The following is an 18,679-nucleotide window of genomic DNA, read 5'->3' as shown; positions in this document are numbered from 1 at the left end:
TGATGGATTAAAGGATTCAGCTCATTATTTTCGGGATCGTTCCCGAAAGTGTGGAACGTGTGACGGCCACATTAGAAAAAATAGCGACGGTGGCAAAGACAGTGAGAGCGTGCAGGGGAAGTAGCCATGAACTACCAAAAAATAGCACAACAACTACTCGATAAACTGGGTGGAAAAGAAAATATCGCAGCGGCGGCACATTGTGCCACGCGGCTAAGACTCGCACTTCATGATGATAGCCTCGCGGATTTAAGCGCGATTGAATCAATTGAAGGTGTGAAAGGGCAGTTCCAAGTCAGTGGTCAGTTACAGATCATTTTCGGCTCGGGCATTGTCAATAATGTTTATGCTGAGTTCAGCAAATTGACGGGTCAGTCAGATATGTCGTCGAAAGACGTCGCTGCCGCCGGTGCCGAGAAACAAAATTGGCTACAACGTGCGGTAAAAGGGCTGTCAGACATTTTTGTTCCCATTATTCCAGCCATTGTCGCCGGTGGTCTGTTGATGGGGATTTTCAACATCCTCACCGCGCCAGGTTTGATTATCGATGGCAAGTCCTTGATTGAGGCCTACCCACAAATGGGTGATCTGGCCAGTATGATCAATACGTTCGCTAATGCGCCATTTGTGTTCTTACCTGTACTGCTTGCGTTTTCTGCGAGTAAAAAGTTTGGTGCTAACCCCTTTTTGGGGGCCGCGTTAGGCATGCTAATGGTTCACCCAGACTTGCTTAATGGCTGGGGCTTTGGTGGTGCGGCAGTGTCTGGAGATATCCCGGTGTGGGAAATCTTTGGCTTTGAGATCGAAAAAGTCGGTTATCAAGGGTCGGTGCTGCCGGTGCTGGTTGCCACCTATATTCTCGCACAAGTGGAGCAAGGGTTACGTCGCATTATTCCCTCAGTGTTGGATAACTTGCTGACCCCCTTGCTGGCGATTTTTATTACCGGACTGATCACCTTTACCTTGGTAGGCCCGTTTACACGAGAGCTCGGCTTTTTGCTCGGCGATGGTCTGAACTGGGTCTATGAATCCGCAGGGATGATTGGCGGTGCTTTGTTTGGCTTTGTGTATGCACCTTTTGTGATCACCGGGATGCACCACAGCTTTATCGCGATTGAAACTCAATTATTGGCCGATATTGCAGTCACTGGCGGTACCTTTATTTTCCCTATCGCGGCGATGTCGAATGTGGCGCAAGGTGCAGCCTGTTTAGCGTTTGGGCTAAAAACCGTGGACGTCAAAGCGAAAGGGATTGCGATGCCTGCAGGGGTGACAGCACTGCTCGGGATCACTGAGCCTGCGATGTTTGGTATTAACCTTAAATACCGTTATCCGTTTATTGGTGCGCTTGCAGGTGCGACCTGTGCGGGGGCTTTTGTCACCTTCTTTAAAGTGAAAGCACAAGCGTTGGGCGCAGCGGGTCTACCAGGGATCATCTCCATTCGCCCTGACGGTGTGGTGCCTTATATCATTGGTATGGCGATTGCCTTTGTTGTTGCGTTTTCCGTAACTTATGTATTGGGCGCCCGTAAAAAATACGCACAAGCTGCGGCGGCGTAATCGAGTCTTGAACGAGGAGCAAGCGTAATGAGCAAGGTATGGGTTACCGGTGATGCCGTGGTGGATTTGATCCCTGATGGCGAGCATCACTACCTGAAATGTCCAGGTGGTGCCCCGGCTAACGTCGCCGTGGCAGTCAGTCGACTTGGTGGACAAACAGGCTTTATTGGCCGTGTTGGTGGCGATCCGCTTGGTCGTTTTATGCAGACTACCTTAGCAAATGAAGGTGTGGACATTGCGTTTATGCATCGCGACGAGGCGCAACGTACCTCAACTGTATTAGTCGAGCTGGATGATCATGGTGAACGAAGCTTCACCTTTATGGTTAAGCCCAGTGCCGACCAGTTTGTTCAGTCGTACGACTTCCCATTGTTCGAAGAAGGGCAGTGGTTGCATGCTTGCTCCATTGCCCTTGCGAACGAGCCATCACGCTCTGCCACACTCGGCGCGATGCAAGCATGTCGTGATAATGGTGGCTTTGTCAGCTTTGATCCTAATTTGCGTGATGATCTTTGGCAAAGTGAATCACAGATGTTAGAGATTGTGTGGCAAGCCTTGCCGTTGGCGGATGTGGTTAAGGTGTCTGATGATGAGCTTGTCTTACTCACTAAGCACCTACGAACTGAAAATAACTCTGTGAAAGCAGGGTTAGCCGCATTATCTGAGCGCGCACCGAATGTGTCTTTGTGGGTGGTGACACAGGGCAGTGAAGGTGCCCGCGTCGCGTTCAACCATACTGTTTGGCAGGTGCCGACCACACCGGCAAACGTGGTGGATACCACAGGCGCAGGTGATGCGTTTATGGGCGGTTTGCTTGCTGCGCTCGCCCAGTTGCCTGAGTGGCAGACACCAGAAGCAGTCACCAAGGCAGTGCGCCAAGGCAACCGTTGTGGCGCGCTGGCTACAACAGAAAAAGGGGCAATGACTGCATTACCCACAGCGGATCAGCTCAGCGTTGAATAGCGCCATATCCGCGCAATTCACGACGCGCCCTCACTGTTGGGTAGGGCGCGTTCGGGGGCGATAAGCGGCAGGGTAATGGTGAAGCAGCTACCGTGTTCGGGCTCACTTTGTACCTCAATGCGACCACCGAGGATGCCGGTGACGAGGTTGAAGGTGATATGTAAGCCAAGCCCCGACCCACCTTGCCCGAGTCGGGTAGTGTAAAAGGGATCAAAAATGCGTTTTTGTACCTCGGGCGTCATCCCTGCGCCATCATCATGTACGCGGATACTCACACTCTCGGTTGTCGCCATGGTGGCTGTGATGTGTATGTTCCCGGCATCACGCCCGATAAACGCGTGAATTAACGCATTATTGATTAAGTTGATCAACGTTTGGGTGAGTGCGCCCGGGTAGCTGTTGAGCAGAATGCCTTCTGGAATAGCGACTTCGAGCTGGTGCGGCGCGCGCTGAAGTGTCGGTCGCATAGAGAGCAGGACTTCGTTCATCAACAGATGTAGTTCAAAGTCGCGTCTGTGGTCACTGGTTTGATCCACCGCGAGTTGCTTAAAGGCACGAATTAATTCGGAGGCTCGCAACATATTACGTTCAATAATACGTGTCCCGTCTTCAACATGGTTGAGAAACTGATCGAGGTCGTCGCGGGTGATTGGCTGCTCGAGTTTGTGAACGAATTCGTGTTTGGTATCGAGTATCGAGGTGGAAGACATCCGGGCGTTACCGATGGGAGTATTCAACTCATGCGCTACGCCAGAGACCAACGAGCCGAGTGATGACAACTTTTCATTCTGAACCAATTCCTCTTGAATCGCCTCGAGTCGTCTAAGTAGTGACTTGAGTTTTTCACCGTACGCGTTAACGGCTTGGCGCAATTCGCCTACCTCGTTCATCTTACCTACCGCCAACTCTTGGGTGGTTTCACCCTCAATGAGCTCCCAGATTTGCTGGGTGGTCTGTTGAATTTTACCTAATAGGTTGCGAGCGGTAATCGCAGCGATAATACCCACAACGAGCAACAGCCCGCCAATGGCGAACATCAGGAATAGTCCCATGCTATCGGCAGCCGCTGTCATTTTGCTTTTGGGCACGACGAGGCCGATCACCCAATCGGTTTGAGGGTATTTAATAATATGAACATAAGCGGCTTCGTTTAGCACGCCGTCGTTCTTTATCGTGATCAGTTGACTGTCTTGGAGAGATTGGCTTGCCTGCAACGCTTCTTGTAGCCAAGGGAGCGCTTGCTCTAACTCGGTAACCGTTCGCAGCGTATTTCGATAAGGATTAAATCTTACCGCTACTTCGGGGAAGCTTATCGCTTTGTTATCAGCGTCCAAGGCGAACACATAGCCATCGTTTTCTTTGCCATAACGAGACAGAATGTCGGCAATGCCGCTCAGCTTCATGTCGACCGTTGCCACCCCAACAAAGCGATCGTTTTCTTTCATAGGCACGGTACAGGTAATCATGGATTCTTTGGTAAACGGGTCGATATAAGCGTTGGACCAATGGCAGCGATCGATAGGTGCTTGTTTTCCTGCTAGGTACCAGCGTTCATTGTGGTAGCCCTTGCCATCAGGGTCGTTGTAATCATCATAGTATTCCATATTGGGTCCTGTGCGACCCCAAAAGAAACTACGTCGTTCTACGCCCGGAGTGAAGGTATTGGGCTCCGGCCAGATCCCCCCACCGGCAATCGTGGGATCGCCATGATTGTTAAAGAGCGGGGGAAAGAGGCTGCGGAATAGCGCTTCGTCTTTGGGAAGGTTGGCGCTCTTTAAGGCGATCGTACTGGTTAACAGTTCGATCTGTCCGAGTTTGGCATCGAGCAAGTCCAGGAGGCTATGCTGACTTATGGCGATTTTTTGGTGTCGCTGGTCAATCAGATCGGGCTTTACTTTCCATTCGACCACCGCAAAGATTGTGAGTAGCGCCATGACGAGAACAAGCGCGAGACCGAAAGCGATTTGGTGACGGATCGTAGGAGTGGGCATTGGAGATACATCCTTTCTTCTCGACTGGCTGCCGTGCGCACAGATCGCCTATTACTGCCAGTATTATCTAAGCTCAGCAATGATGATTAAGCCATCTCCCATCATTGTAGCCCTTAGTGCGCATTTATGTGGCGAGAAAAAAGCATATGTGAAAAAGTACACGTAAAAAGCATATAAAAACCCCCTTAGCGATCCATCGCTAAGGGGGAGGCAGGGTTTTCGGTATTGCGAAATAAAGCGTGCGAGCTTTACTTAATATTGACGACCATCTTGCCGAAGTTACGGCCTTCTAGCACATCAATCAGTGCTTGCGGCGCTTGCTCAAAGCCATCCACCGCGTGTTCACGGTAATGGATTTGGCCTTCGCCGACCCATTTGGCCATATCATGCGCGAACTCAGGGTAGCGGTGCGCATAGTCATCAAAGATAATAAAACCTTTGATGGTTAAGCGCTTAACCAAGATGGTGCCCATCAACTGTGAGAGGCGATCTGGGCCATCGGGCAAGGCAGTGTTGTTGTACTGTGACACCAATCCACACACTGGAATGCGAGCACCGGTGTTGAGCAGTGGCATTACACCATCAAACACTTTGCCCCCGACGTTTTCAAAGTAGATATCAATGCCTTGAGGGCAGGCTTCAGCGAGTTGCTCGGCAAAGTTGTCTGCTTTGTGGTCGATACACGCGTCAACGTTGAGGTTTTCACGTGCGTATTGGCATTTTTCTTCGCCACCGGCAATCGCTACTACGTGGCAACCTTTTAGCTTACCAATTTGCGCAACAGTTGCGCCGACGGGACCGGTTGCCGCTGCTACCACGAGGGTTTCACCTTCTTTGGGTTGGCCAATATCTAGTAAACCCATGTAAGCGGTAAAGCCTGGCATCCCTAAGATGCCGAGCGCGTAAGAAACCGGCGCCAGATCCGGATTGAGTTTGATCAGCGTATCGCCGTTTACAACTGAATGCGTTTCCCAGCCTTTGTAAGCGAGTACCCAATCACCCGACTGGTAATCGGCATGGTTAGACTCCAGCACTTTACCCACGGTGGCACCGACCATTAGGCCATCAATTGCCACTGGCTCGGCGTACGATTTTGCATCACTCATACGACCGCGCATGTATGGGTCGATAGATAAGTGGTGGTTTTCAATTAAGACGTCATGGTTGCCGAGAGCAGGAATATCCACTTCTTCTAAGCGAAAGTTCTCTGCAGTAGGCGCCCCTACGGGGCGCGATGCAAGAACAAAACGTTGGTTCATTGGTGATGACATGTGTGTCCTCCCTTATTCAGTACGGGAATTAAAGCGCGGCTTGCAGCACGCGGCGGCAAACATCCGGGGTCACATCGCCGTGCTCACCGAGCTGAGTCATGCCGTGTTGAGTTAAGCTTTCAATCAATGGTTCAATCGCGCTTTCGTCCAAGTCATAGTCGCTCATGCGTGTTTTCACGTTCATGCGCTCAAAGAAATCGCGGGTTTTCTCAATCGCTTGTTGAGCCTTTTCTGCTTCGCTGCCTTGCTCAATATGCCAGACACGCTCAGCAAATTGTGCGAGCTTGGCTTGTTTTTGCTCAAACTTCTCATTCAACATTGCCGGCAACACAACCGCGAGGGTTTGTGCATGGTCCAAACCATGTTGGGCAGTCAGCTCGTGACCAAGCATATGGGTTGACCAATCTTGTGGTACACCCACGCCAATCAAACCATTCAGCGCGAGGGTCGCGGTCCACATCAAGCTGGCACGGATGTTGTAATCTTCCGGGGTTTCCAGCGCTTGTGGGCCAAGCTCGATCAAGGTTTGTAGCAGGCCTTCGGCGAATCTGTCTTGTACCGGCGCGTTAGCTGGATAAGTGAGGTATTGCTCAACCACGTGAACAAACGCATCAACGGCACCGTTGCCGACTTGACGGATAGGTAAGGTATAGGTTTTTACCGGATCCAACACTGAGAATTGTGGAAACACCAATTCGCTCATAAACGGCAATTTCGCTTGCATTGACTCGCGATTGACCACCGAGCCCTTGTTCATTTCTGAGCCAGTAGCAGGCAAGGTGAGCACGGTGCCAAATGGCAGTGCGGCTTCGATTTTGCTGCCCATGCTGGTGAGAATGTCCCATGCATCGCCATCGTATTTCGCTGCTGCTGCAACAAATTTGGTGCCGTCGATCACTGATCCACCGCCGACAGCGAGCAGATAGTCGTAGCCTTCTTCACGCACTTTTTCGACCGCTTTCATTAGCGTGTCGTAGCGTGGGTTAGGCTCAATACCACTGAACAGGCCAAATTGACGCTCGCCAAGTGCTTGTTCAACTTCACCTAAGGTGCCGGTTTTGCGTGCACTCTGGCCACCGAAAAGAACCAAAACTTTTGCTGCGGCTGGGATGAGCCGATCCAGCTCGGCAATTTTACCTTCGCCAAAAACGATACGTGTGGGATTGTAGAACTCAAAGTTGTTCATTACTCATCCTTCCTTTTCATTGTTGTCAGTCAATCAGTCTTCTCGTTTGATTAGACCGGTCGTCTAGTTAGCGTTTATTTAAAACCCGCCTTGGCGGGTTTTATTGAAATACTGGTTTTATCAAAAAACCGGAAATGAAATGCTCATTAGCACCTCATCGTTGTTCCTCGTATGCTGCGTTTGTTCGTTTGACTTTTATACTAGTCAGCCAAGCCGATTTTTTGTTGCGTAATGGTCATCGCCTGCGCTAGATGGCTGTCATTACGGTGCAGTTTTGTTAGCAGTGTTGCCCCTAACCATAGCTGGTAAAGCGTCGTCGCGGTGGTTAAGGCGTTGTCATGGTTAAAGCTGCTTTCGTCGAGCGCGAGTGTACTCGCTAAGCTACCAATCAGTTTGTCGGTGCCATCACGCAACGCAAGCCGCATGGGCTCGGAAAGATCTGCCACCTCAGCGCTTAGCTTAACGACCAAGCAAGTTTGAACGGGATCCATACTGCAGTACTGGGCCTGCCAAAGGGTAAAGTAGCGATGAACTCGCGTAATAGGCGGCAGCGTAGTGTCTGACAGCAAACTGTTTACTTCCGCTAAATAACGCGAAAAATAGTGCTGCAATACCGCCTGACCAAATTGCTCTTTTGAAGCAAAGTAATGGTAAAACGACCCTTTCGGGACGCCGGCTTGTTTCAGTATTGCGCTAAGACCCACACCACTAAAGCCAAACTGCGCCATTACATTAACACCCGTATCCAGTAAATGCTGGTGGGTAGCGTTGTGGCTGGTGTGTTCTAATGTGCTACTTGATTTCATGTGGTGTAGCATAATGAAGATTAGACCGGTCGTCTAGTGTTGTGTGTGATTTTTTTATCAGGGGATACGGCAAGGGGATTTAACGCAACATCACCCAGCCTGAGTGATATTTCCCGTATTTTAAGTCCGAAAAGCACTAAGCTGTTGTGCATTGTCGAATTTTTCTTCTAATCTTGATGGTGAGAGAGAAAAGGCGTAAATACGCAGTAACGGAACGCGGGAGGGCCGATGAATGTACTATCTTGTCAGCATGTCAGTGAGTTGATCGATCAGTCGATTACGCTTATTGACGGAACAGATACTGAATATGCTATGACGCTTGTTCGTGTTGATACCCATCCTGGTCATGGCGATGAAGTAAACGACCATTACGTCGAGAATTTCAGTTTGGTATTAAAAGGTCCAGAAGACACGCGCTTTCCTCAGGGAAATTATTTGCTCAGTCATCCAGAGTTAGGAGAGCAGATCCTCCATATGCTACCTGTAGGTGATGCGACGTATACCATCACCATCAATACCCAAGCCTGAACAGCCATTCTTACTGCTGGTTAAATTACCGCCACTCAACCACTTAGCACTTTCTTTTGATAGATTAGTCGCGCAAATTAAGTAGAATAAAGCGGCTAAGCTAGCAGTAGGGAGGTTATATGTTTGCCTGGCTGAGTGGCTTATTTGAAAAAGAACAGCTGCAAGCGTCTGTCTGGGTGAGAGACATCGTGGCGAGTAATCCGAAAGGGAGCTACGCCAAATACAAAAATTACTATGATCGCCACATCAATCGGATCCTCAAAAGTTATCACAAGGATTTTCTCCGCTTTGAGAAGTTCGCGGTACGTAACTATAAGCACAGCGATCAATCCGTCTTTATGGCAGTTAAAGTCGCTAGCTATGCCTACCAGCTTGGGCAGTTAAAAGTGGCGGCTTGTATTACTGCTGCGGTGATTTCTACCTGCAACCGTGCTAAAAGAGGCGATGCACAAGTTCACCCCAAACTGTATCGCGCGACGATAGTGTTGCATAAAAAAATCCTAGAGACAGGTAAGACGACGAAAAAACAAAAAAGCGCAGAACCAGCTTGATAGGYCACAAGCTGGTGGCTTTTTGTGCATTTAATAAAAATGTCATAAACCTATTCAGCCCCCGCCAAATCTGAATAAGTGATGTCTGTCACGGTTTCTATTCCATCCCTATGAGTCAATTTGTTCTGGTCATTCATTCGCCACACTGATAGAGTCCCATCCCTCACACACCTTGTGAGCGAACTAATGCTTAAATCTACACAAAATAACGACCGACTTGTTGCCGTATTTACTATCGGCTTTGTCGCTGTATTTCTTGCCTTTGCCCTGTTTGACCTAAAACACTTTTCCTCTGTGATCCAGTCTCTATTCTCTGAGTCTGCCAACCTTTTTGGTTATTGGTGGCAGTGGCTAATGGTCATCAATTTCGTATTGGCGCTAGCTATTGGCGGCAGTAAATTTGGTAAATTGAAACTTGGCGCCACCGATACCGTCTCAATGAGCCGTTTTCGTTGGGTTGCGATGATCATGTGTACCCTGCTTGCCGGCGGTGGTGTCTTTTGGTCAGCGGCTGAGCCTATCTATCACTTCATGACGCCACCACCAGCACTGGGTGAGATGGAAGCGGGTGTGATGGAGACCGTCGCCCCTGCGTTAAGCCAAAGCTTTTTCCACTGGGGCTTCTTAGCCTGGGCGGTATTAGGCACCTTGGCGACGATTGTACTGATGTATGCGCACCACCAGGCAGGCGTACGCTTGCGTCCTCGTGCACTCTTGTACCCTTTGCTCGGTGACAAGCTAGAAAATCACTGGCTTGGCTCTGTGATCGACGCTTGTTCGATCATTGCCGTAGCTGCCGGAACCATTGGTCCAATTGGCTTCTTAGCAACCCAGTTGGGTTATAGCTTGGAAAGCTTTGTGGGCATTGAAAATACCATGCCGATGCAAATGCTGATCTTGGCTGCTGTCGTGGCTATTTATTCCATCTCTGCGTTTACCGGTATGGATAAAGGTTTGCAATGGCTGAGCCGTATGAACGTTATCGGCGCCGCAGTGTTACTTGGTGCGGTTATCGTGCTCGGTCCTACCGGCTTTATCTTTGAGCAATTTGGCTCGGGCTTTAGCTACTACCTGAACAACATGCATACTCTCGCACTGAATACCGATAATGGTGGCTGGAACGCATGGTGGACCTGGTTCTTCTGGGGCTGGTTTATTGGTTTTGCTCCGATGATGGCTATCTTCATTGCGCGCATTTCTAAAGGCCGTTCGATTCGTGAGCTAATTTTCGCTGTTGCGATTTGTGCCCCAATTGCCACTAACTTCTGGTTCTCAGTATTGGGCGGTACCGGTATCTTCTATGAGTTGCAATCACCCGGTAGTATTTCTGGGCCCATGGCGGATGCCGGCTTACCCGCGATTTTGATTGCGTCACTGTCACAGCTGCCTTACAGCGTGATTCTGATCCCAGCGTTTATGTTGCTTACCACGACGTTTGTGGCAACCACTGGCGATTCAATGGCGTATTCGATTGCGATGGCTGTGTCTGGTGATAACCAACCAACCCGTAAACATCGCCTGTTCTGGGCGATTGTGATGGGCGTGGTCGCTGGTGTGCTTCTGCTCGCCGGAGACGGTGGTTTGAACGCGCTCCAGTCGTTCATTGTGATCACTGCAGTGCCTGTGTCTTTCTTGATTGCATTTACCTTTATCACCGGCCCAATAGCCGTGATGCGGATGCAAAAAGAAAAAGAAGCGAACCTGGCGCTAGAGCCTGCGACGGCCAATTAATGGCGTCATACATAGCTTAAAGAAAAAGCGCCGAATGTCGGCGCTTTTTTTATATCAGGCCTTCCTCGGGAGGTGCTATTTAGGTTGCCATTGCCCGCTGGTGACCAGTTTATCCATTACCCTATCGACCGCCACTTTGGCTTTTGCGACGATATCGTCCACTTCATTGGGCGTCACCACCAGTGGGGGTGCAAAGCCGAGAATATCGCCATGTGGCATCGCACGCGCAATTAGCCCTTGCTCTAAACACGCAGCCGCCACTTGTGGCCCCACTTTTAGGCTGGGATCAAAGTGACTGCGATGGGCGCGGTCAGGCGAGAATTCCAGCGCATGCAGTAACCCCACTCCGCGGCTATCGCCAATTAATGGGTGATCGGCAAAGGCGGCTTTCATTTTCATTTGCAGATATTCGCCCGTGGTTGCGGCGTTCTGAGTCAGATTCTCGCGTTCAATGATATCAAGATTACACAGTGCTGCCGCGGCGCCCAATGGATGCCCAGAGTAGGTATAGCCATGACCAATGGCGCCCCACGTATCGGTACCATCTTCAAGCACCTCCCAGACGCGATGCCCAACCATAACCCCAGACAGTGGCTGATACGCAGACGTTAGCCCTTTGGCGACTGTGATAAGATCGGGTTTCATGTCGTAATAAATCGATCCAAAATCACTGCCAATTCGGCCAAAGCCACACACCACTTCATCGGCGATCAGCAGTACGTCATATTTATCCAGCACTTTACGAATGGCCGCCCAGTAGCCCTCGGGGGGCGGTACGATACCACCGGTGCCGAGTACAGGTTCGGCAATCATGGCGGCGACGGTATCGGGGCCTTCAGCCAAGATCATTTTTTCCAGTTTATCCGCGCAGTGTTGTGCGAACTCTGGCTCTGTCATACCACTGTCTTCACGGCGATAGTAGTAGGGCGCCATCGTGTGTTTGATGCGTTCAATCGGTAAATCAAAGTGCGCATGGAACAAAGGCAGGCCGGTTAGTGAGCCGGACGCCACACTAGAGCCATGGTAGCCCCGGTCGCGTGAGATAATTTTCTTTTTCTCGGGTTTACCGCGGGCGTTATTGTAATACCAAACAATTTTAAGCTGGGTTTCATTGGCATCACTCCCCGACATACCGTAGTACACCTTACTCATGCCAGGCGCCATGTTGATTAAGCGGTCTGATAAGGTCACCAAAGCCTCATTGGTGTGGCCAACATAGGTATGGTAGTAGGCGAGCTTTTTCGCTTGCTCGTAGATGGCTTCTGCCATTTCTTCACGGCCATAGCCGATATTCACGCAATACAAGCCCGCGAAGCCGTCAATCAGCTCAACGCCTTCAGAATCGGTGATCCGGATCCCTTTACCTGACGCGATCACTCGGCCAGGCATTTCGCCATGCGCATACTGCTTGAGGTGCGTAGAGGGATGGAACACGGTATTTCTGTCTTTTTCTAGCAACGCTTTTGTTTCTGGACGCATGATCAGTCTCCTTATCCGTCAGCAAACCTGAATTAACTGCCGCTTACCGTGGGTAGGCCACCTAAACAGTAGTATTTGATTTCACTAAATTCGTCGATGCCGTAACGGCTTCCTTCTCGGCCTAAGCCCGACTGCTTGACGCCACCAAATGGAATCGGGTGGCCGGTCATTTTCACTGAATTGACACTGACCATCCCGACTTCTAAGCCGCGCAGACAGCGCCAAATATCTCGAATATCATGGCCATACACATACGCTGATAAGCCATATTCGGTATCGTTGCCCATGGCGATGGCTTCGTCTAAGTCATCGTAGGCAATCACAGCAGCGACGGGACAGAAAGTTTCTTCTTGATAGACCAACATCTCCGACGTCACCTTGGTGATAAGCGTAGGCGCAAAGAAGTTCTCACCCAGGTTGGGATTTAATTTGCCGCCCATCACAGTTGCCCCTTTGGCAATGGCATCATCGACGAGCGATTGCGCTTTCTCGACCGCACGGCGTGAAATTAATGGGCCAATGTCTGTGCTTGGCAATAGACCATTGCCTACTTCAAGTTCATCCATCAGTGCGGCAAAGGCATCGACGAACGCTTGATGTTTGTCACGTGGCACTAAAATTTTATTCGCCGCCAGGCAATCTTGGCCTGACGTTTGGAATTTTGCATCGATAGCGGCGCGAGCGGCTTGTTGAATATCCATATCAGGCAGCACGATAAAAGGCGCATTTCCCCCAAGCTCCATGGCGCATTTTTTTACGGTTTGGGCGCTTTGTTCTAGCAGTAGCCGGCCAACACGGGTAGAGCCGGTAAAGCTGAGCGCTTTGACTTTTTCACTTTGACACAATTGTGCTGAGACCATGGGAGGATCGCCTAAAATGACATTAAACACGCCGGCAGGGATCCCCGCACGCTCTGCAAGCTCGGCCAATGCGAGTGCAGAGAAGGGCGTTTCTTCTGCGGGTTTAACTATCACGCTGCAGCCAATGGCGAGTGCGGCAACGGCTTTGCGCGTGATCATGGCATTGGGAAAGTTCCATGGCGTGATCAACGCCGCAACACCGATGGGCTCACGCAATGTGGCTAGATGTGCGTTGGGGATATGGCTAGGCATGGTGTCGCCATATACCCGCTTAGCCTCTTCAGCAAACCAGTGAATGAATGAGGCCCCGTACTCCACCTCGCCCTCGGCATCGCGCAAGGTTTTGCCTTGTTCGAGCACCATGAGGTGAGCAAGATCGTGTTGATTTTCCATGATCAGATCGTGCCACTGCATTAGCCGTTTTGCTCGCGTTTCAGCTGACTCGGCGCGCCACAGGTGAAAAGCCGCTTCGGCATCATCAATGGTTTGGTTCACTTGTGCGGCACTCAAGGCAGCGGTGTAGCCCAATACTTCGCCGGTTGCGGGGTTTAAAACTGGCGTATCGGACTCGCCATTGACCCATTTGCCATTGCAATACGCCAGTTGCCGAAATAGGCGCTGATCGTCAAGATACGCGAGCACATCGGCGCTTGCTTTACCGGTCGCATCGTGACGTAGTGTATTGGCCGCTGATCCTGTGTAGTGAAGATCACGTGATTGGAATACGGTCATACTCCCTCCTCTGACAAAATCGCCACGCTGCCTATCAGCGTTTGCTTACTCTTACTGTATGCAACTTATCGAAAAGAGGTTTTTTGTTAGATGACGATAAAACGGTGTTTTTTTCTGAACCCTACCTTTTACCGAATAAAATTTTCTGCAGGCTTATCCATTCGCGGCGGTGTCAGGAGCCTCGAGCGGGAGCGTGAGGGCGGGATGTTTCACTTGTTTGGTGACGATATAGGTGTAGTACTGTTTAATACCAAGATCATCAGTAAGCCACCGGTCTATCAAGCGTTGATAGTAGTCGATATCGGTGACGCCAAGCCGAACGATATAGTCAATCCCGCCGCCTGTGGCCCAGCATTCTTTGACATCGTCACAAGCTTGCATGGCGCGCTCAAAGCGTTGAAAGCTCTGCACATCATGTTGGCCGAGGGTGATTTCAACTAATACGGTATTGAGCTTGATCACGGCATCAGGGTTAATACGCGCGCCGTAGCCTTCAATGACGCCCGCTTGCTCGAGCCGTTTTACTCTTTCCCAACAAGGGCTTACGGATAGGTTGATGGCGTGCGCGAGGTTCGACTTGGTGATGCGCCCATCTTGCTGCAGTATGTGTAGGATTTTGATGTCAAATTTGTCGAGCTTCATCTCACCTCCGTCATACAGGTTCGGCAATGACTGCAAAGGTATCACCGATATAAATCCGCCCGAGATGGCGTTTGGCCAGTAAAATGCCATCGCGTTCGGCATAGTAGGGAACGGGTTCGGTGCCAGTACGCTCGATATTATGCACTTTACCAATCAAATCCCCTTGCTTGATGCTATCGCCCAAGTGTACACAGAACTCAATAATGCCGGCATGCTCACTTTGTACATAGCAGTGTTTATCGGGCAGTTCGAGCTTGACGGGCGTGGCCGGTGGATGGCGATAGTCGTCTTGTAAAATACCTGAAAACACTAAAAAATTATGAATGCCGCGTTGGGTAAGCGCGATCGATTCAGGGGTACTGGTGCCGCCGCCACCCAGCTCGGTGGTGACAAACACTTTGCCTTGTTGCTCGACGGCAGTGTCGTACATGCTGGTGGCGTCCATTTCGGTGGTTTGCACTTGATACGGCGCCCCAAATAGGCGAGCCCCCTCAGCACAGGCATCGGCTTGTTGCAGGTTTTCTAACCGATGTGAGGCGGCATAGGGAATAAGATCTAAGGTTTTACCGCCTGAGTGAATATCTAAGGCGGTATCACATTGCGGGATCAAATAACGGGTAAAATAGTCCGCAATTTGCTCGGTGACACTGCCGGTCGGGGAGCCTGGGAAGGCACGGTTCATGTTGCCTTGATCCCAAGGTGATGTGCGTGTGCCTGCTGTTACCGCAGGGGCATTCATCATGGGTAAAATAATCACCCGACCTTTAATGTTGCTTGGTATAAGCTGATGGCATGTATTGAGTAATGCCGTAATACCTTCATACTCATCCCCGTGGTTGCCGCCAGTGAGCAACGCAGTTTTACCTTCACCATTTTTAATCACGGTAATGGGAATCGTCACACAGCCCCAAGCGGATTGATCGTGGGAATGGGGCAGTTTGAGAAATCCATGTTGTACACCGTCCGCGTGAAAATCGACTGTGGCTTCAATGGCTGTTGGCTCCATAACTGCTCCTTGCTATAACCGTTGTCACTCTCGCTGCAGTCTTGGACGTGGCGACCGCTTGACGTTTTTCACCGTTGGCGGCCTAGGTGCCAAGTCTATAAGAGTGATTTTAAATCATGATGTTATGAGTGTAGCACCTATCCACGAAACGCCAGTGTTTTACAACTAATGTTTTACAAATAGCTGCCGTGGCAAGTCACACAAGGTTTGTGCCCCTTCTTGAGTGATAATGATGCTCTCGGTCGTTTCTATCCCCCAATCTTTCATCCAAAGCCCAGGCATGAAGTGGAAGGTCATGCCTTCGCGCAGGATCGTTTGATCACTCGGGCGCAAGCTCATGGTGCGCTCGCCCCAGTCAGGAGGATAACTTAGCCCGATAGGATAGCCACAGCGCGCCCCTTCACGATCGAACCCGTACCGCAATAGTGCGTCGTTAAGGGCATTGGCTATGTCGCCACAGGTATTACCCGGTTTGGCAACCGCGAGACCGGCTTCAAGTCCTGCTTGTAGCGCTTCATCAGCGCGTTTGAACTCATCGCCAGGTTCACCCAAAAAGATGGTGCGTGACAACGGGCAGTGATAGCGACGATGCACGCCAGCGATTTCAAAAAATGTCCCCTCACCACGCTTAAATGGGCGGTCATCCCAGGTTAAGTGAGGCGCTGCCGCATCGCCGCCAGATGGCAACATAGGCACAATAGCGGCGTAATCGCCAAAGTGACCATCATGACCGACGACCGCGTGTTTATTGATTTCGGCTACCAATAAATGTTTGGGCAGGCCGGGCTCTATCATCTCAAAGGCCACGCGGTGCATATTCTCCACAATACGTGCAGCGGTGTGCATATACGTGAGTTCTTGATTAGATTTGACCGCGCGACACCAGTTAACTAGCCCAGTGGTGTCCACCAGGGTTGCCATCGGTAGATTTTCTTTGAGGGATTCGAACGCGGTGGCACTGAAGTAATAATTATCTTTTTCTACCCCAATCCGGCCGCGATCCCAGTAGTTTTCTGCCAGGACATAATTGCAAAGGTACTCCATAGGATGGAGCGGTGGATTCATGACATAGTGGTCAGGGTAATAGGTGATGCATTCAGCGCTCATATAAACAGTCCGCAGCGCACCATTGGCGTCTTGGATACGACCAAACCATAACGGATCGCCGGTCGAACCAATCACGACACACTGGGGCACATAAAAAGACCAGCCATCATAGCCTGTCAGCCACGCCATATTCGATGGATCGTGTACCAGCAAGGTATCGATATCGTTCTCTTCCATGGCATAGCGGACCTTGGCTAAACGGGCGCTGTATTCTTCGTATGAAAACTTCAATACAACGTCGCTCATACGCTGACTCCTGTTCAATCCCACGACGGTGGTGCTTATAAAACGTACTACTGACCGGTAATCGAACTTGGATCAAGCACGATTACCGGTGCAGAAAGGTGCCGTTTTTCGGTCACGTTATCGAACAAACGGAGAAGGCTTTCGTTTGGTGCGCAGTCCTAATCTAGGTAGTGTCAGGTTGCCGCGTCCAGCTCTCTTATATGAGCTTTTACCACCAACCGGATAAGGTTTTGTTTCGCCTCTATTTAAGTGTTAAACCATAGAGTGAAATATCGTCAAGTTTTATTGGCAACAAATTTGTCACTTAAAATGACAAATTGTGCGAACAGTGGGGGAGAAAAGAGAGTGAATCGCGGCATTAAGATAGAAAAAACAGCGAGAGCGCGTCATTCTAGGGCTAAAGGAGAAAAAATACGCCCTACCGCTTGTTGTGAGCGATAAGGCGCTCGACGCATTACTGCTTTTTCAATTTGTACATATCAGCGAGATCGCCGTTGATGGTCTCGCCATTCATGTCTTGCATAATAACTTGGTTTTCGGCCACGAAGAATTGATTCGGGCTATCAGTTAAGCCTTCAAGAACCACAACGCTGCCTGTTTGATCCCAGGAAAAAGAACCTTCTTCCTTGAATGCTTCTCCCTGTTTACCCAAGTAAGTTTTGCTAAGAACGTAGGTATTGTCTTGGTTAAGCGTCAGTGTGGTATCAATACCTTCACAATCGGCGCAAGGGATCACGCCTTGGTAGGTACCATCCCAGTCCAGCGAGGTTTTGGCGTTGTGGTGATCGGCCATTTCATAAACCGTGTCCTCAGCGTTGTCGATAGCCGTTTCCGCACTGTCTAATGCTTGTTCGGTGCCTTCTTTTACTGCAGTTTGGGCGTTTTCTACGCTAGATTCGACTTGCGACTTTCCCTCTTGAGGGTCGTTTGTTTGTTGTTCACAGCCAACTAAAACGGCGACGAGTGCGAGAGGGGCGAGTAGGTATGTTTTTTTCATGTTGACCTCATTGTATCGATGTTAAGTCTGAAACGATGCGGGCGATGGCCTGCAATGGATGAAACTATTGTAGGCAATGCGCAGGTTAGGCTGTCATTCCTGAGCTAGTATTAGGTCAGCGTTAGACTAGGAAAGTAAATAAACCGTCAATTGATTGTATTGATCTAAGCGGGTACCCATTACGTTTACCTCTTTGGCCTGTTAGTCTAGCTAATGACAATACAGAGTAAATGAATGAAATATCATCCAAACGCGTGACAAGAAGGAGCGATGATGCAACAACATAAAATTTTGATGGTGCTAACATCCCACGATGCCATGGGCGATACGGGTCACCAGACAGGCTTTTGGCTTGAAGAGTTCACGACCCCTTATTACGCGTTTAAAGATGCCGGCGCAAGCATTGTTGTCGCCAGTCCCAAAGGCGGCAAGGCACCGATTGATCCGAATAGCGAGGCGGAAGATGCGCAGGCTGATTCAACACGTCGTTTTGACGGAGACGCTGAGCTACAAGACATGGTTAATAATACCGTCAAGCTAAGTGATATTAATGCTTACGAATATGACGCCATTTTCTATCCCGGCGGCCATGGTCCATTGTGGGACTTGGCGGAAGATCCAACCTCGCGTCAATTGATCGAAACCTTCTATTACCAGGGCAAACCTGTCGGTGCGGTGTGTCATGGCCCGGCTGTATTCCGCCATACTCGTTCAGATCGCGACGAGCCGTTAGTAAAGGGCAAGCGAGTCACTGGTTTTACCAATGGCGAAGAAGCCGCTGTTGGCTTAACCGAGGTCGTTCCTTTCTTAGTGGAAGATATGCTCAAAGAAAACGGTGGTATGTACGAAAAAGCGGATGATTTTACCTCATTTGTGGTCACCGATGGCAACCTAGTCACTGGGCAAAACCCAGTATCGTCTGAAGCGTGCGTCAATGCGGTATTGGCGTTGTTAAAGTAAGTCATCTCATACTTTCCTGATGAAAGCGCCGAATTGTCGGCGCTTTTTTTTGGCTTTTATAAA

General features: G+C 50.1%; 16 protein-coding genes. 6 read left to right on the top strand and 10 right to left on the bottom strand.

The genetic code is table 11. From position 1 onward, the window contains the following. Window positions 1-126 precede the first annotated feature (126 nt). Together BZG78_RS07645 and BZG78_RS07640 are read left to right on the top strand one after the other, a co-directional pair. Entirely contained in the window at window positions 127-1,560 is a 1,434-nt protein-coding gene (locus BZG78_RS07645) for a sucrose-specific PTS transporter subunit IIBC (RefSeq protein ID WP_021023418.1), read from the top strand. 27 nt (window positions 1,561-1,587) lie between these two features. Beyond that, window positions 1,588-2,523: an aminoimidazole riboside kinase gene (locus BZG78_RS07640; protein WP_077660839.1), complete on the top strand. Its 936-nt coding sequence runs from the start codon at window positions 1,588-1,590 to the stop codon at window positions 2,521-2,523. Between the two features lie 17 nt (window positions 2,524-2,540). On the opposite strand, the gene BZG78_RS07635 is transcribed toward BZG78_RS07640, so the two are convergent. From BZG78_RS07635 to BZG78_RS07620, 4 genes are all read right to left on the bottom strand, one after another. Continuing rightward, window positions 2,541-4,514, bottom strand: a complete 1,974-nt coding sequence (locus BZG78_RS07635; RefSeq protein ID WP_077660838.1) for a sensor histidine kinase — start codon at window positions 4,512-4,514, stop codon at window positions 2,541-2,543. Between the two features lie 248 nt (window positions 4,515-4,762). Beyond that, window positions 4,763-5,785, bottom strand: coding sequence for an NADP-dependent oxidoreductase (locus BZG78_RS07630; protein WP_021023421.1), 1,023 nt, complete (start codon window positions 5,783-5,785; stop codon window positions 4,763-4,765). Between the two features lie 28 nt (window positions 5,786-5,813). After that, window positions 5,814-6,971, bottom strand: a complete 1,158-nt coding sequence (locus BZG78_RS07625) for an iron-containing alcohol dehydrogenase (RefSeq protein WP_021023422.1) — start codon at window positions 6,969-6,971, stop codon at window positions 5,814-5,816. A gap of 200 nt (window positions 6,972-7,171) precedes the next feature. Continuing rightward, complete coding sequence (locus BZG78_RS07620; protein WP_108743367.1) at window positions 7,172-7,777, bottom strand: TetR/AcrR family transcriptional regulator; 606 nt, start codon at window positions 7,775-7,777, stop codon at window positions 7,172-7,174. Between the two features lie 228 nt (window positions 7,778-8,005). Here BZG78_RS07620 and BZG78_RS07615 point away from each other — a divergent pair, with 228 nt between their 5' ends. The 3 genes from BZG78_RS07615 (at window position 8,006) to BZG78_RS07605 (ending at window position 10,587) form a co-directional block, all read left to right on the top strand. Continuing rightward, a complete protein-coding gene (locus tag BZG78_RS07615) occupies window positions 8,006-8,305 on the top strand; it encodes a hypothetical protein (protein ID WP_021023424.1) in 300 nt (99 codons plus the stop codon). Window positions 8,306-8,424: 119 nt separating this feature from the next. Beyond that, on the top strand, window positions 8,425-8,856 hold the full coding sequence (locus tag BZG78_RS07610) for a hypothetical protein (protein WP_077460673.1): 432 nt from the start codon (window positions 8,425-8,427) through the stop codon (window positions 8,854-8,856). Between the two features lie 186 nt (window positions 8,857-9,042). Continuing rightward, window positions 9,043-10,587, top strand: a complete 1,545-nt coding sequence (locus BZG78_RS07605; protein WP_021023426.1) for a BCCT family transporter — start codon at window positions 9,043-9,045, stop codon at window positions 10,585-10,587. Between the two features lie 75 nt (window positions 10,588-10,662). On the opposite strand, the gene BZG78_RS07600 is transcribed toward BZG78_RS07605, so the two are convergent. From BZG78_RS07600 to BZG78_RS07575, 6 genes are all read right to left on the bottom strand, one after another. Continuing rightward, entirely contained in the window at window positions 10,663-12,066 is a 1,404-nt protein-coding gene (locus BZG78_RS07600) for an aspartate aminotransferase family protein (protein ID WP_077660836.1), read from the bottom strand. Window positions 12,067-12,098: 32 nt separating this feature from the next. Continuing rightward, window positions 12,099-13,658: an NAD-dependent succinate-semialdehyde dehydrogenase gene (locus tag BZG78_RS07595; protein WP_077660835.1), complete on the bottom strand. Its 1,560-nt coding sequence runs from the start codon at window positions 13,656-13,658 to the stop codon at window positions 12,099-12,101. A 153-nt stretch (window positions 13,659-13,811) separates the two neighbouring features. Continuing rightward, on the bottom strand, window positions 13,812-14,300 hold the full coding sequence (locus BZG78_RS07590; protein ID WP_077660834.1) for an Lrp/AsnC family transcriptional regulator: 489 nt from the start codon (window positions 14,298-14,300) through the stop codon (window positions 13,812-13,814). 10 nt (window positions 14,301-14,310) lie between these two features. Beyond that, window positions 14,311-15,306: a N(2)-acetyl-L-2,4-diaminobutanoate deacetylase DoeB gene (doeB, locus tag BZG78_RS07585; RefSeq protein ID WP_077660833.1), complete on the bottom strand. Its 996-nt coding sequence runs from the start codon at window positions 15,304-15,306 to the stop codon at window positions 14,311-14,313. A 165-nt stretch (window positions 15,307-15,471) separates the two neighbouring features. Continuing rightward, entirely contained in the window at window positions 15,472-16,659 is a 1,188-nt protein-coding gene (locus BZG78_RS07580) for a M24 family metallopeptidase (protein WP_021023431.1), read from the bottom strand. A gap of 454 nt (window positions 16,660-17,113) precedes the next feature. After that, the gene (locus BZG78_RS07575) at window positions 17,114-17,656 is read right to left on the bottom strand and encodes a copper resistance protein NlpE (protein ID WP_077576749.1); all 543 of its coding nucleotides are present in this window, start codon (window positions 17,654-17,656) and stop codon (window positions 17,114-17,116) included. A 273-nt stretch (window positions 17,657-17,929) separates the two neighbouring features. Between BZG78_RS07575 and BZG78_RS07570 the strand changes: the two genes are divergently transcribed. Then, window positions 17,930-18,616, top strand: a complete 687-nt coding sequence (locus BZG78_RS07570; protein ID WP_077460678.1) for a type 1 glutamine amidotransferase domain-containing protein — start codon at window positions 17,930-17,932, stop codon at window positions 18,614-18,616. Window positions 18,617-18,679 lie beyond the last annotated feature (63 nt).

The sequence above is a fragment of the Salinivibrio sp. MA351 genome, assembly GCF_001996065.1.
GTDB classification, from domain to species: Bacteria; Pseudomonadota; Gammaproteobacteria; order Enterobacterales; family Vibrionaceae; genus Salinivibrio; species Salinivibrio costicola.
Note: the sequence above shows the minus strand (reverse complement) of the source record. Positions and strands in the feature narration are given on the sequence as shown.

Bases quoted from the DNA above. Each gene is read 5' to 3' on its own strand.
- BZG78_RS07645 (WP_021023418.1), top strand. From the start codon at position 127: ATGAACTACCAAAAAATAGCACAACAACTACTCGATAAACTGGGTGGA.
- BZG78_RS07640 (WP_077660839.1), top strand. From the start codon at position 1,588: ATGAGCAAGGTATGGGTTACCGGTGATGCCGTGGTGGATTTGATCCCT.
- BZG78_RS07635 (WP_077660838.1), bottom strand. From the start codon at position 4,514: ATGCCCACTCCTACGATCCGTCACCAAATCGCTTTCGGTCTCGCGCTT.
- BZG78_RS07630 (WP_021023421.1), bottom strand. From the start codon at position 5,785: ATGTCATCACCAATGAACCAACGTTTTGTTCTTGCATCGCGCCCCGTA.
- BZG78_RS07625 (WP_021023422.1), bottom strand. From the start codon at position 6,971: ATGAACAACTTTGAGTTCTACAATCCCACACGTATCGTTTTTGGCGAA.
- BZG78_RS07620 (WP_108743367.1), bottom strand. From the start codon at position 7,777: ATGAAATCAAGTAGCACATTAGAACACACCAGCCACAACGCTACCCAC.
- BZG78_RS07615 (WP_021023424.1), top strand. From the start codon at position 8,006: ATGAATGTACTATCTTGTCAGCATGTCAGTGAGTTGATCGATCAGTCG.
- BZG78_RS07610 (WP_077460673.1), top strand. From the start codon at position 8,425: ATGTTTGCCTGGCTGAGTGGCTTATTTGAAAAAGAACAGCTGCAAGCG.
- BZG78_RS07605 (WP_021023426.1), top strand. From the start codon at position 9,043: ATGCTTAAATCTACACAAAATAACGACCGACTTGTTGCCGTATTTACT.
- BZG78_RS07600 (WP_077660836.1), bottom strand. From the start codon at position 12,066: ATGCGTCCAGAAACAAAAGCGTTGCTAGAAAAAGACAGAAATACCGTG.
- BZG78_RS07595 (WP_077660835.1), bottom strand. From the start codon at position 13,658: ATGACCGTATTCCAATCACGTGATCTTCACTACACAGGATCAGCGGCC.
- BZG78_RS07590 (WP_077660834.1), bottom strand. From the start codon at position 14,300: ATGAAGCTCGACAAATTTGACATCAAAATCCTACACATACTGCAGCAA.
- doeB (WP_077660833.1), bottom strand. From the start codon at position 15,306: ATGGAGCCAACAGCCATTGAAGCCACAGTCGATTTTCACGCGGACGGT.
- BZG78_RS07580 (WP_021023431.1), bottom strand. From the start codon at position 16,659: ATGAGCGACGTTGTATTGAAGTTTTCATACGAAGAATACAGCGCCCGT.
- BZG78_RS07575 (WP_077576749.1), bottom strand. From the start codon at position 17,656: ATGAAAAAAACATACCTACTCGCCCCTCTCGCACTCGTCGCCGTTTTA.
- BZG78_RS07570 (WP_077460678.1), top strand. From the start codon at position 17,930: ATGCAACAACATAAAATTTTGATGGTGCTAACATCCCACGATGCCATG.